9 protein-coding genes are annotated in these 14,464 nt (G+C 40.2%); all 9 read right to left on the bottom strand.

All coding sequences use genetic code 11. The features are described 5' to 3' along the window. Window positions 1-45: 45 nt before the first annotated feature. On the bottom strand, window positions 46-1,476 hold the full coding sequence (locus I6N96_RS14355; RefSeq protein ID WP_209558249.1) for a glycoside hydrolase family 1 protein: 1,431 nt from the start codon (window positions 1,474-1,476) through the stop codon (window positions 46-48). 148 nt (window positions 1,477-1,624) lie between these two features. Then, window positions 1,625-3,523 carry a beta-glucoside-specific PTS transporter subunit IIABC gene (locus tag I6N96_RS14360; protein ID WP_209558250.1) on the bottom strand — a complete coding sequence of 633 codons (1,899 nt, stop codon included), beginning with the start codon at window positions 3,521-3,523 and terminating at the stop codon, window positions 1,625-1,627. Between the two features lie 143 nt (window positions 3,524-3,666). After that, window positions 3,667-4,518 (bottom strand): BglG family transcription antiterminator LicT, encoded by an 852-nt coding sequence (licT, locus tag I6N96_RS14365; RefSeq protein ID WP_209558251.1) that lies wholly within the window; start codon window positions 4,516-4,518, stop codon window positions 3,667-3,669. 418 nt (window positions 4,519-4,936) lie between these two features. Then, window positions 4,937-6,274 (bottom strand): UDP-N-acetylmuramate--L-alanine ligase, encoded by a 1,338-nt coding sequence (murC, locus tag I6N96_RS14370; protein WP_209558252.1) that lies wholly within the window; start codon window positions 6,272-6,274, stop codon window positions 4,937-4,939. Window positions 6,275-6,691: 417 nt separating this feature from the next. Beyond that, on the bottom strand, window positions 6,692-7,621 hold the full coding sequence (locus I6N96_RS14375; RefSeq protein WP_209558253.1) for a hypothetical protein: 930 nt from the start codon (window positions 7,619-7,621) through the stop codon (window positions 6,692-6,694). An 822-nt stretch (window positions 7,622-8,443) separates the two neighbouring features. Then, on the bottom strand, window positions 8,444-9,742 hold the full coding sequence (gene asnS, locus I6N96_RS14380; protein ID WP_209558254.1) for an asparagine--tRNA ligase: 1,299 nt from the start codon (window positions 9,740-9,742) through the stop codon (window positions 8,444-8,446). Between the two features lie 51 nt (window positions 9,743-9,793). Next, entirely contained in the window at window positions 9,794-10,990 is a 1,197-nt protein-coding gene (locus I6N96_RS14385; protein ID WP_209558255.1) for a pyridoxal phosphate-dependent aminotransferase, read from the bottom strand. Between the two features lie 58 nt (window positions 10,991-11,048). Beyond that, on the bottom strand, window positions 11,049-11,552 hold the full coding sequence (locus I6N96_RS14390) for a cell wall elongation regulator TseB-like domain-containing protein (RefSeq protein WP_347339089.1): 504 nt from the start codon (window positions 11,550-11,552) through the stop codon (window positions 11,049-11,051). A gap of 79 nt (window positions 11,553-11,631) precedes the next feature. After that, window positions 11,632-14,406: a helicase C-terminal domain-containing protein gene (locus I6N96_RS14395; RefSeq protein ID WP_209558256.1), complete on the bottom strand. Its 2,775-nt coding sequence runs from the start codon at window positions 14,404-14,406 to the stop codon at window positions 11,632-11,634. Between the last annotated feature and the right edge of the window lie 58 nt (window positions 14,407-14,464).

The raw sequence follows: 14,464 nt of genomic DNA on the forward strand, positions 1-14,464 counted from the left end.
TCTAAATCGTCTAAGTTCTAGCCAAGAGTACACAGACAGTATATTTTACAAATCAGAAAGATTTTTACCATTGGATTCAATCACTTGCTTATACCAATAGAAGGATTTCTTTTTACTTCTGGCAAGCGTTCCGTTCCCTTCATCATCACGATCAACATAGATAAAGCCGTAACGCTTACTCATCTCTCCAGTTCCTGCACTAATCAAATCTATACAGCCCCAAGGTGTATAGCCAATCAAATCGACACCATCATCAATGGCTTTCTCCATCTCAATAATATGGCGTTTGAAATAATCAATTCGATAGTCATCATTGATTGATCCATCTTCTTGAACTTCATCAAAAGCACCAAGCCCATTTTCAACCACCATCAACGGCACTTCATAGCGAGAGTAGATTTGATTCAAGGTATAGCGTAATCCAACTGCATCGATTTGCCAGCCCCAGTCGCTAGTTTCCAGGTATTCATTGGAAACGCCGCCAAAAAGATTACCACCAGATTTATCCTCACGTTTATCCAGATCTTCAGCAATACAAGTGGACATATAGTAACTGAAGGTATAATAATCGACTACTCCTTCTTGAAGCAATTCTCGATCTTCTTGAGTAACTTCCAGTTGAATATCATTTTTTTCAAAATAGCGTTTCATGAAATAAGGATATTTCCCTTTTACTTGAACATCTCCGCAGAAATAGTTAAATTTAGCATTTGCCTGCTGTGTCTTCAAAACATCTTCCGGGCGACAGGTTTTAGGATACATCGTAATATAAGCCAGCATACAGCCAATTTTAAATTCAGGATTGATCTTATGCCCTGCAACGACAGCTCTAGCAGACGCAAGAAAGATATTATGCAGCGCCTGAAACTGTTCCGTTTCTGAATATTCCCGATTAAATAAGCCGTTGATTCGCTTACCGTGATCCATGGTTCCAAAATTGATTTCATTGAATGTCAGCCAGTATTTTACTTTATCCTTGTATCGCTCAAATAGTGTAGTCGCATATTTCTCGTAAAAGCCAATGGATCGTTTATCTAAAAATCCGTCGTAATTCTTGCCTAAATGGAACGGCAATTCAAAATGAGAAATGGTTACCAGCGGTTCGATACCGTATTTAGCCAGTTCGTCAAAAACATCATCATAAAATTGCAGGCCTGCTTCATTCGGTGTCTCTTCATCTCCATTAGGGAAAATACGAGTCCATGCGATAGACAAACGATAGACCTTAAAGCCCATTTCAGCAAACAAAGCAATATCCTCTTTATAATGGTGATAGAAATCAATTCCTGTATGACTAGGATAATAATACTTATCTGTATCGATCACTAAGTCAAAAGCACGATGCGTATTCGCCGTTCGACTTCCCGCACGATTGTGATCGCTGATTGAATCCCCCTTACCATCAACATCCCAGGCACCTTCACATTGGTTGGCCGCTGTTGCGCCGCCCCATAAAAAATTCTTTGGAAAACTCATAAACTTCTCTCCTTACAATTGATTTTAAAATAGAAAACTGCATGAAGGTCAGCAAATACCTGTTTCATGCAATCTTCCACTAAAGAACGATTATCTTATTTTTCTATAAAAGATAAACCGTTTCTTAAGATATAATTGATTATACTTTTTAGTTTGAAATGACAGCAGTGATCAGTACATCCCCTTGTTTCACAGATCGATCTGCCTGTATGATTAAATCGGCATAATCTGGTGTATTGGTCACGATGATTGGTACCTGCGTGCTGTAACCCGCTTGTTCGATAGCAGCTATATCAAAGGAAACCAACTTATCTCCCTTTTTCACTTTGGCATTTTGCTCTACAAATGCTTGGAAACCTTCTCCCTCCAATTGAACAGTATCGATACCAATATGAATAAGCAGTTCAATACCTGTATCTGAAATCAACCCAATTGCATGCATTGTAGGGAACAGCGTCATAACTGTACCATCAAAAGGAGCAACAACTTCACCATTTGCCGGTTCAATGACAAGCCCTTTGCCCATGATTCCTTCAGAAAAGGCAGCATCTCTCGCTTCACTTAACGGCAGAGCTTTTCCTTCTAGCGGCGAAAACACTTCGTCCTTAGCTAGCTTTTTTTTTTGACCGGTTGCAGCTAATTTCGCATCTTCCTTTGATAATTGAACAGTTGGCTCATCATCTTTGAAGCCAAGTACCCAAGCTAATCCAAATCCTGCCGCAAGTGCGATTGCATCTAAAATCATACTGTAAATTGCCAGCTTCATATCCCCATCCGGAGAAATTTGTCCTGTATATCTAAATATACCAAGTCCGCCCATTTGATACGCTTGAATGCCTAAGCCCATTGCAACAGCACCTAGCACACCACCGACAATACATGAAGCCCAGAAAGGTTTCTTTTTAGGCAAGGTGATTCCGTAAATAGCCGGCTCAGTAACACCAAAAATCCCTGAAATAAAGGCTGGGATTGACAGTTCCTTTAATTTCATATTTTTTGTTTTTAACATTACTGCTAAAACGGCACCAGTTTGAGCAAACGACACGCTTCCTGATCCGGTTAGCAGCGATGTTGGTTGACCTTGAGACAGCGAGATAATAACAAATGGGATGAGTGCCCAGTGCATCCCAAACATAACGAGGATTTGCCAAGAAAATCCGACAATTGCCCCAAAAATGATAGGGTTAAAGTCTTGGATAGCCAATAAACCATTTCCTAGACCATCTGCAACAACATTCATGATTGGTCCAATGACTAAGAATGTCAAAGGGATTGCAATCAATGCTGTAAAGAACGGTACCAAAAACAATTTAACTACATCCGGAATAATTTTTCTCAATTGCTTTTCGAGAAATGCACTAAAGGCAGCAGCAGCAATGATCGGCATCACGGTTGAGCCGTAACCAGCTGCTGGGATCGAAAATGGAATACCGAAGAAATTCAAGCCTCCGCTCTCTGCAAAAGCGGCGGTAGCAGAGCCGTCAATAAATCCTGTATAAACCAGACTCGAAGCAATCATCATCCCTAGGAATGGCGATCCGCCAAATTTCTTCATTGCTGTATAACCAATAAAAATAGGTAAGAAAAGGAATAATCCATCCCCCATTGCGTTAATGACGGCGTAAGTTGAGCTTCCTGAAAAGCTAGCTCCAAGAGCGAAAGCTAAAACAGCATTCACCCCTTTTAGCATACCAGCTGCAGATAGAGGTGCCAGAATCGGCTGAAAAATACCTGAAATCATATCTACAAATCGATCGAATAAGTTCCCTTTCGGTCCATCATCGGCAACTGGTTCCAATACACCTAAAACAGCATCTACATCTTTCCGTACATCAGGAACGTGATTACCGATCACTACCTGATATTGACCGCCCGCCTGCATAACTGTAACCACACCATCCATATTTTTTAATACTTCTGTGTTGGCTTTCCCTTCATCCTTCAGCTTAAAGCGAAGACGAGTGATACAGTTAGTTAATGAATTGACGTTTTCTTTGCCCCCAACTTCTCTAACAATGTTTATCGCGAGTTCTTCATATTTCCCCATGTTTGTTCCCTCCAAATTAGTTTTTGTTCTTTTTATTCAGAGGTCTCGCCAACTTAATGTCACGATCCAAATCCCTTCCACAGGATAGCGCTGTCTACACACTCCTTTTCTTGAAAATGATTTATCTTAAGGAAACCAGTTCCTTAATTACTAGTTTTATCTATTATTCGAGCCAAATGTATGGTGATGTAAATCTGTTCATCCTTTGAAACATCATAGTCCCGTCGAGTTTTTAACAGCTCAGCAACTTTTTTCGTTGCTTCAAAGGCTTCCGGATACTGTTTACGAACCAGTAAGAACAGCTCATTTTCAATCTGGTCTTCTGTTTTTGCATCACCTTGATCTTTAAGTACCCTTTCAGAAAAAAACTTTAGGTGTGTGATAAAACGCTGAAAGTAAATATCATTTTCAATGAAATTGATTCTCAACGTATATTTGATGACTGTCAATATTTCTTCAATCAGTTGAGTTAGACTGATTGCATCATCATGATTACTGTCAATTTCTGCATTTGTGATATGCAACGCCAAAAATCCAGCTTCATCATCCGTCAAGTCAACATTCATTTGCCGATTCACCATCTGAACAGCCTCTCTAGCAATCTCCAATTCTATTGGAAAAAACCGCTTGATATCCCACAATAAAAAGTTTTTCACTTGAATATTTTTCTTTCCTCGTTGAATGGAAGAATAAAGATGATCCGCAATAGCAATAAAAGATGTCTCATTTAATGTTTTATCTAAAACCTTTTGAGCGTGAGATAAAATATCATAGGAAATTTGTATGATTTCTTCTGGTATCTCTGAAAACAGTTTTTCAATTTGTTCTGTTTCTACTTGATTTTTTAATTCAAAAATTTTTTCAATTTTTGCAGAGTCAACTTGGCTACCGGATTTCATTTGAAAACCCAACCCATTCCCCATCAAAATAACTTCTTCATTTTCCTCATTTAGAACAATCACAACATTATTATTTAGGATCTTTAGAATTTCCAAAGCAGCCTAGCCCCCTTATCCTTGTCCAAAAGATTGAAAAGAAAAAAGACCTAAACATTATCCTTCTCAGGTATTGTTTAGGTCTAGCTTAACTTAATAATAACCATCCATTTGATAAAGCAAATATACACTATAAAGAAAGCGCTGTCAACGTGTTTCGATATATTCCTTGCTAATTATTTTTATTCGTGACAAAAAGAACAGCTTTTCCATTTTTCGCCGTTGGGATACAAAAAATGAGGCTGAGACAGAAGTGTTTAGCTACAAGCAATAAGCCGGAATTCACGAAAATTGTTTCACAAATTTTTGTTGAATTCCGGCTTATTGTCGTAGGAGCTACTTCTGACTCGCCGTTTATTCGGATTTAGGGTATGGAAAAGAGTGGCAACAGATTATTGTTCCACTCTCCAGCCTGATTTTAAAGTACATTTCTTGTGGTATTGCTCAATAATGTTTCATAGGCTTGTTCAAATTTCTGAACATCTCCTGCACCCATAAAGACAAATACTGCATCTTCAAAATCCAGTAATGGCGAAACGTTGTCTTCTTTAATGACCTGTCCGCCTTTCTTGATACGGTTGCCAAGATCTTCGATTTTCACATCACCCTGTGTCTCACGGGCAGAGCCAAAGATATCGCATAGGAATACATGATCTGCCAAGTCCAATGCTTCAGCAAATTCATCCATCAAAGCAATCGTTCGAGTGAAGGTATGTGGTTGGAATACCGCAATGATTTCTCTGTCCGGATATTTTTGACGGGCACCATCAATCGTTGCCTTGATTTCAGTTGGATGATGCGCATAGTCATCAACGATCACTACATCCCCAACCTTTTTCTCTGTAAAGCGGCGTTTTACCCCTTGGAAGGTCAGCATTTCTTCCGCTACCTTCTTCATATCTAAATCTTCAAAGTAAGCAACAGCGATCACACCAAGAGCGTTCATGATATTATGCTCGCCAAATGCCGGTAAATCAAATCGGCCGACAAAATCTTCGTTATGGTATACATCAAATACAGAGCCTGTCGTTGTCCGCTCAATGTTTCTTGCTTGGATATCATCATTATCGTTCATACCATAATAATAAATCGGCACATCCGCCTCAAGCTGACGTAGGTATTTATCATCTCCGTATGCAAAAATCCCCTTTTTCACTTGACTGGCCATTGCCTGAAAAGCAGAAAAAACATCTTCAATGCTCTTATAATAATCTGGGTGATCAAAATCAATATTCGTCATGATCACATAATCAGGAGAATACGCCAAAAAATGACGGCGATATTCACACGCTTCGAATGAGAAAAACTCAGCATCAGGTACACCATGACCTGTGCCATCGCCAATCAAATAGCTTGTTGGTTTGATCCCGCTTAAGATATGGGACAGTAATCCTGTTGTCCCTGTTTTCCCATGTGAACCTGTAACAGCAATACTTGTATAAGGTTGAATAAACTGACCAATAAAGTCATGGTAGCGAATAACCTCTGCGCCTAGTTCCTTTGCACGCACCAATTCTTCATGAGCGTCAGGAAAAGCATTTCCGGCAATTACTACCATATCTTTTGTAATATTTTCAGCGTCAAACGGTAATAGCTTAATACCGGCTTTTTCTAAATCACGTTGTGTAAAGAAGTACTCTTCTACATCAGAGCCTTGAACATTATAGCCTTTTTCAAAAAGAACCAGGGCCAGTGAACTCATTCCAGAGCCTTTGATCCCTACAAAATGATATAACTTATTTTCACGATTCTCCATTATGATCCTCTTCTCTTAAATCTCTATGTAAACAATAATTATTAAAATTATCATAAATCGTACGTTCCTCATTATCGTATAAAACAGTAAAATAATCAACTAAAAAAAAATATTCCATTATTTTTGATAAATCAATTGTAAATCAAGAATAAAGAAGTGTATGACTATCTTTACTTTTTTAGAAAGAGTATCGGAATAGTATATCTCCTACTTTCTTCTACTCGTCGAACCTTCTACACCATGTACATTTTTTTAGAATAGTTTTCCTCATTCTGCTTTTTGCTCAGGAGTCCCTTTGACAGACGCTTCAGCTTTGTCAGCTAAAGATATAGAAAAAAGCCGAGAGCTGATTTCATCTCGGCTTCTTGATTATTGTTGTTAAGTAAAATGTGATTCTCCCTTTGATTCCTGCATTCATCAATTAAAGTACTTGCTGTTATCCATTTCCAAGCTGGATTCCTCAATAATACCACTTAATGATTTATCCATGATCCCTTTTTTTTGCTCGTTTTCTGCTTCTGAAACCTTCTGTGCATAAGATGTCTGGTTCTTCGCAGATTTAAGCTCTGTACGAGAACGTGGTAATTCTGCATCTGTATCAGCCCCGCCAAAGCGTTGCATATTTGGACGGATTTTCTGATATTGTCTACGAGTCAACGGGATATCCGGCTCTTCATTAGGAACATTGAACTTTTGAACGGATGGGTCCTCTGTTCTCTTTTCTCTGAATGGCACATCTTCATTGTCCAGAATCAAATAAGACTTTGAATCCTTCTTCATCGCTGTCAAAAGATCCTGATCAGAAATCTCTGCCATCTCAGGCACCTCATCAGGTATCACAGATGCTGGAACATACGTAGGTACAAAATACGATTCGGTTTTCTTCGAATCATTGAAGGAAGTAATTTTCCTACCTGTTGTTCGTTTGCCGAATGAAGCGGCATCGAAGGATTCCTTACTTGTTTTATGCATGTTGCCGAACAGATTCGGTTTCTTCTGTGGTTCGATCACTCTACTATGATTGTTTGAATAATCCGGAAGATTGAGTTTATGACGCTTCAGCTCTTCCACTTGTTCTTTTGTATGTGTCTGTTTTGGATCAACAGTTGATGTTTGTGTTTTTGGTGCAGCTGCTGGTGCAGTTGGTGCAACAGTCGCTACGGGTGTTGGTGCAGTTGTTGGTTCGAATTCTTGATAACCATTTGCAGTTATATTGCCTCTTTCAGTCAGAAGTGGTTCATTTTGAAAAAGATTTCTTCTGCTTCCAGTAGAAATTTTCACTCCTACCTGATCATCATAGGCTGGAAATCGAATATGCTTTCTTGTTACTTGTGCTGGGTTCCCCATTCACGTCAGTCCTTTACCTTTGCTTTCCGTCCATTTTACCATAAAATTCTGAAATTCTAAACAACTTACCTTACTTTTCTTAAATATATATAAACCTTACAGAAAATTTGAGTTTATCCAATAGTTTCTCTAACTATACAATTGATTGTATGATTATACCTAGTCTTACGTTATTCGATTCTCAACACATGTACATTTATCTGAAAGTACAGCGCTAGCTTCTCATGTAATGAACGCTTTTACAGGATATATGTAACTCGTGAAAATATAGAGCCAATTATTCATTTCAAAAATAAAGAATGGAGACTGCACTTGTTGATCAGGCTCCATTCTATACGTCATTAATTGATTCTCCACATGCTTCTGTCATTGAAAAATTGCATGATTTCATTTCTACTTTCGTAACCCGTTGACTATGTTCAGCTAACACTGCAACTAGATGACAACAGGTATAAATACTAAGGTCTGGATTTCAACTGATCCTCAGCAAAACCAGCCTTATACAGGAAGGCTTCTTCCTAAGGTTCGTCTAATCAAAAAGCACATCCCTCCTTACAGGCAGCTGTTGAAAAAGAAAAAAGCGGTGCTTCGGCAGCTGCCTCCAAACTGAAATTTTCCTCATACAGATTCCCCCTTCTTGACCATGCTGTGCTTACTCTTAGTCTAGCATCCTCTCTTACTTTACTCAATCAATAACCCTTAAAAAGAATCCGCTTTCAAATTATACTGACTTAACTATAAATTAACCGCACAAAAAAGCAACTGAGTACTACTTATTACAAGCGGCACTCAATTGCCAATACCATATTTATTTCTTTCAGATTAAGGATACAATCTGTTCAGCAGACGTGGGAATGGTATAGATTCGCGAACATGCTCAATGCCTGAAAGCCACGTAACTGTTCTTTCCAACCCTAAACCGAAGCCAGAATGAGGCACTGAACCGTATTTTCTAAGATCCAAATACCATGAGTATTCTTTCTCATCCAATCCGTGCTGACGAATTTGCTCCAACAGGAATTCATAATCCGTCGCTCTTTCAGAACCGCCAATGATCTCTCCGTAGCCTTCCGGTGCAATCATGTCCGCACAAATCACAACATCATCTCTTGTTGGATGCGGCTTCATGTAGAAAGGTTTGATCGCTTTTGGATAGTTCAAGATAAATACAGGCTGTTCGAATGAATTCGCAATAAATGTTTCATGAGGTGAACCAAAATCATCGCCCCATTCAATATCATCAAAGCCATTTTTCTTCAGTAATTCAACCGCATCATCATATGAAATACGAGGGAATGGTAATTTTGTGTATTTTTTAAGCAGCTCTTTGTCTCTTTCCAGTATGTCCAATGCATGATCACAATTATCCAGCACATTCTGCACTAGAAAAGCTACATACTTCTCTTGAACCTCAAGACTGTCTTCCTGATGCATAAAGGCCATTTCAGGCTCGATCATCCAAAACTCGATCAAATGACGGCGTGTTTTAGATTTTTCTGCACGGAATGTCGGTCCGAATGAAAAGACTTTCCCAAAAGCCATAGCCGCAGCCTCCATATACAACTGACCACTTTGTGACAAGTAAGCTTCTTCATCAAAATAATTCGTATGGAATAGCTCAGTCGTGCCTTCCGGTGCACTTCCTGTAAGGATTGGCGGGTCGATTTTCACAAACCCATTTGTATTGAAAAACTCATAGGTTGCACGAATGATCTCGTTACGAACCTGCATCACAGCATGCTGTTTTGAAGAACGCAGCCATAAGTGACGGTGATCCATCAGAAAGTCTGTCCCATGCTCTTTTGGTGTGATTGGGTATTCATTACTTTCCCCGATCACTTCGATTCCGGTAATCCCGATTTCATAACCAAATTTTGAGCGTGTATCTTCTCTGATTTCTCCGGTGATCATCACTGATGTTTCTTGATTCAGCCCTTTGGCAAGCTGGAAAACCTCTTCAGGTACTTCACTTTTTACAACAACTCCTTGAAAATAAGCTGTTCCATCACGAAGCTGTAAAAATGCGATTTTACCACTTGAACGTTTATTCGCTACCCAAGCACCGATTTTTACTGTTTCTCCCACATGATTCTTTGAATCAATGATTTGAATTTGTTCCACTATTGTCTCTCCCGTTCCTTCAATTTTTACCTATCCCGAATTAAGTTGTTCTTAGTTGTTTTCCCGGATCTTTTTCTCTATAAATCCGGCGATTCGCTCGATTGCCTGCTCTAAAACAGCTAAATCTGATGCATAGCTGATTCGGATGTGATTCTCAGATCCGAAGCCTTCACCAGTGACCAACGCCACATAAGCTTCCTCTAATAGATCATCCACCCAGTCAGTCACATTATTATAGCCGCACAGGGTCAATGTCTCACTGATATCAGGAAACAAATAGAATGCGCCCTGCGGTTTTGTCAGCTTAAAGCCTGGCAGCGCAGCTGCTTTGGGATAGATCGTATTCAATCGTTCCTCAAACGCTATACGCATTTCTTCCACCGTCTCTTGATTGCCATTCAACGCTTCTACTGCTGCGTACTGGCTGACTGCTGTCGGGTTGCTGGTTGAGTGAGAAGCGATATTGTTCATCGCATTGATCAACTGCTCATCTGCAATTGTATAACCAATCCGCCAGCCAGTCATTGCGTAAGATTTAGACACGCCATTGATAATGATTGTTTGTCGACGAATATCTTCTGATACTGACGCAAGCGGTGTAAACGTATTTCCATTATATACAAGCTGACCATAGATATCATCTGAAACAATCATGATATCGTGCTGAACCGCCCAATTTCCGATTGCCCTCAGTTCATCCTCTGTGTAAATCATTCCTGTCGGGTTAGAAGGAGAATTCAGAATCATCAGTCTTGTCCGTTCTGTACGAACCTCTTCCAATTGATCGACAGTCACTTTAAAATCATTTTCCTGCAGACAGGAAATAAAAATCGGTGTTCCTTCTGCAAGCTTTACTTGTTCACCGTAGCTGACCCAATAAGGAACTGGAATGATGACCTCATCTCCGATATCCAGCATCGCCTGAAACAGAAGGTACAGCGAATATTTAGCGCCATCTGTAACAATCACATTTTTTGCTTCATAATCCAAGCCATACTCTCTGCGGATCATTTCAACAACGGCTTGTCTCAATTCAGGAATACCAGCTGATGGTGTGTAATAGCTTGCTTTCCCATCTGTGATTGCCTGGATCGCCGCCTGTTGGATATTCTTCGGCGTAGCAAAATCCGGTTCCCCAACCGTCAGATTCAATACATCTTTGCCTTCAGCTTTCAGCTTCTTAGCCTTTGTTGATGCAGCCAAGGTCACTGACGGCAACAACTGACGAACACGTTTTGATAATTTCATACTTCCACCCCTCATTTTTGACTTAACCTGCTTTTTAATTAAAATTCAGTACTCTTTCTTAGATATCTAAAACAGTATTGACCTCTTCTCCACTTTCAAAATCAATCAGGTAATAATTCAATGGCCCTTCAGCAGTCTTACAGACAACCTCCCAAACTGCTTTTCCATCGAATATTCCCAGATTGGCTTTCTGGATGCTGCTCTTTCCGTAACGTTCCTTGACCAGTTGTCCCACTTGTCCTTCGCTCAGACCTTCATCCTGACCAAATGTCGTGATATCCCCGCCTTTTTCAGGAATGATCACCACGATTTCTTTCCCTGACGTATCCGTTCCAGTTAGACCAAAATAGGTTTCATCTCGATTAAACCAATAGAAATTTTCGACAGCATCCAGCTGTGCATGCTCTTCAGCAATTTTGACAGCCTCCCGCTTCGCTTGGGACCTTGAGTGAGTCGAACGGATATAAAAAATACTCAGCATAACGATGATGGTCAGCAGAATAGCGACCAGTGCTAAAAGTACTACAACTCTTTTATGTTCTTTCTGTTCATCTGATGTCACAATCACGTCTGTCCTTTCAAAACTTACTGTTTTTCATTATAGCAGAAAATAAATTCTTTTTGATGTACGACAGGCAAAATTATCCTTTTTCTTTAAAAAATTCATGGATTGATGCCATGGTATCCTCTAAAGTCAAATCCTCGACAGGAAGCTTTTTAGGCAACGCCCGCAGCATTCGCTTTCCATATTTAGTTCGGACTAGTCGACGATCCAAAACAAGCAAAACACCGTGATCATTTTCCGAACGAATCAAACGACCCAATGCTTGTCTCAAACGCATGGACGCTTTCGGCAACGCCTCGCCGGTAAATGAATTGATCCCTTGAGCTTCAAGGTAAGCATATTCCGCTTTCACCAGCGGACGATTAGGGTTCTCAAATGGCAGACGGGTAACAATCAGCAGCTGCAGAGAATCTCCCGGCAGATCCACGCCTTCCCAGAAGCTGTCTGCACCTAACAAAATACTATTTTTACTATGGTAAAAACGCTTAAGCAGTTTCTCTCTTGTTCCACTGATTCCCTGAGCCAAAACCTCTCTGCCTTCATTCATCATTGGCTGATGCAGATGAGCATATGTTTTCCTCAATACCTCATGGGAAGTAAACAGTACCAGAATCGGCCGATCCTCCTGCCTTGCAGCCTCCTGCACAGTCTTGCTGATATATTCTGCAAACTCTGCGTCAGACACCTCATGAATATCTATCGGCAGTTTGGGAATGTACAAACGAGCAGACTGTTCATAATCATACGGATCAGATAGAACCTTCACTGAAAAATCATCGATACCAAGCTTATTCGGCAAGTAGTCGCGATTTTTACCAAAAACCAGTGTGCCTCCAGTATAAAGAATATGTTCATAGTCGGGATACCAGCTGGCTTTTTTGATAATGCCGGCACTTAAATCATTGACCGCCAACACCGTCAACCCTTTCTTATCTGTACGATATTCCTTGACCCAATGGGCATCCCACTGGTTGACAAAAATATCAAAGCACTCCGCCAGATGGGTAACTTCAGAAAACAGTTGGAAAAGCTCTGTCAGCTTCATTCGCTCAGAAACTGAAAAGCTCTCTAATTGACGCTCGATTTCCAAACGAACCTTACGTTGAACTTCTTCCAAATCATTCAAATACATTTCGATTTTTCGAATCAGCTTTTCACCTTCTAAGGAGAGCTGATCAAACTGTAATTTCTCAATAACAGACTCTTGCAGTTGGTCTCTTCTGTTAACGTTCAACAGCTGCTCCAGTTCATAAGCAAAGTCCTTCAAATCCTCGACAATATCTAAAAGCGTACGAGAATACAGCTCTACATATCGTTTTTCCTCCGGCAGCTTTTCAAGCAGTTCAATTGCTTGATCAAACAATTGCCCCTCTTCACGTGCCTGAGTCACTCGCTTTTGAAAGCCGTAAATCGGAATAGTCTGCAGTGCTGTCCGCTTGACGACATCGGGTAAATGATGTGCTTCATCAATGATCAAACTTGCTTGTTTAGGCAGCAGCGGCTGCTTCCTAAATGATTCCTGCATCAAAAAAGCATGATTGACAATCAGCAGATTACTTTGCTCAGCCTTCTTATACAGAAATCGTACAAAGTCTTCCTTGTACAGCGGATCATCCTTTTTTAAAAGGTCCGTTCCTCTATGAGCTGTGTCTCTCCAGAAAATATGATTGAAGTTGATAAGCTGCAGCTCGTCAAGATCACCTGTTTCAGTCTCCAAAAGCCAGACCAGCACCCGCATTTGATAAAGGGCATACTGCTTTTGCTTCAATGGATTCTTCAAGGTTTCTCTGAAGCGTTGAAGATCCAGATAATGACGGTGACTTTTAAGCACAGTAGCCTGAAGCTTTCTTTCGGCGAAACGATTGGTAAATGGAATATCTTTATCAAAAAGCTGGTTTTGCAGCATGATTGAAACGGTACTCACGATTACCGGCTTTTCCGGCTGTGCGAAATAGCTGATTGGAAATAGATACCCAAAGGTCTTTCCGATCCCTGTCGCTGCCTCAATGAATAAATTTTTCTCTTCTCCATCGGTGAAATGCTTATACACATCATTCATCATTCGACTTTGTTCTTTTCGATAAGTCAGCTGCTTAGAAAATACTCGTTCTTTTTGTTTCTTTGATAGTGGATACTTTTCCGTTTCATAAACGGCTGATTCAAAATAAGCCAGATCCTTTTTCCTTAAAACCAGTCCATCAATAACTTGAAGGCCATCCTTTAAGGAATCAGGATGCTCCTTCATCTCTTCATAAATTCTATTTATATAAGCCCCAGTCTCCATCCCCAGTTGATCACTTAAGGATAAAATCATCTTTAAAGTCAACAAAGGTAAACGCCGGATTTTCTGCTCAAGCATCAGGAAGACCTCTGCAGTAACTTGTGCATCACTATCTGCCTGATGAGGATTATCATGGATCAAACCAAAGCTCTCAGACAAATCTCCTAGACGAAAGCTTTTTTCAGTAGGAAAGAATATCTGTGACAGCTCAACCGTATCGATTCCCGGGATTTTAAGCTCCGGTGCACCACAGCGTTGAAGCTCTTTATTCAAAAAGGAATAGTCAAAGTAAATATTATGGGCCACAAATATTGTCTCTGCCAGTAAATGATGGATCGTCAGAGCAATATCCTCGAAATAGGGGGCTTTATTTACTTGCTTATTAGTGATTCCTGTTAAATGCTGGATTTGCGGCGAGATACTGCGTCCTGGGTTTACGTCTGTTGAAAAGCGTGTGACGATCTCCCCATTTTCGATCAACGCACAGCCAAACTGAATGATTCGATCTACCTGCGGATCGGTCCCGGTGGTTTCTATATCAACGACCGCGTATATTGGATTTTTCTTCATGGTCTCTCCACCTTTCTGCCGTCTTGAAAATTATACTATAAAAACCAAGTTTTTCACT

Origin of the sequence: Enterococcus larvae, from assembly GCF_017830045.1 — a bacterium.
Classification (GTDB): domain Bacteria; phylum Bacillota; class Bacilli; order Lactobacillales; family Enterococcaceae; genus Enterococcus_L; species Enterococcus_L larvae.

Coding starts and splice junctions, on each gene's coding strand:
- I6N96_RS14360 (WP_209558250.1), bottom strand. CDS start 3,523: ATGGGGAAATATGAAGAACTCGCGATAAACATTGTTAGAGAAGTTGGG.
- I6N96_RS14385 (WP_209558255.1), bottom strand. CDS start 10,990: ATGAAATTATCAAAACGTGTTCGTCAGTTGTTGCCGTCAGTGACCTTG.
- I6N96_RS14375 (WP_209558253.1), bottom strand. CDS start 7,621: ATGGGGAACCCAGCACAAGTAACAAGAAAGCATATTCGATTTCCAGCC.
- I6N96_RS14355 (WP_209558249.1), bottom strand. CDS start 1,476: ATGAGTTTTCCAAAGAATTTTTTATGGGGCGGCGCAACAGCGGCCAAC.
- murC (WP_209558252.1), bottom strand. CDS start 6,274: ATGGAGAATCGTGAAAATAAGTTATATCATTTTGTAGGGATCAAAGGC.
- I6N96_RS14395 (WP_209558256.1), bottom strand. CDS start 14,406: ATGAAGAAAAATCCAATATACGCGGTCGTTGATATAGAAACCACCGGG.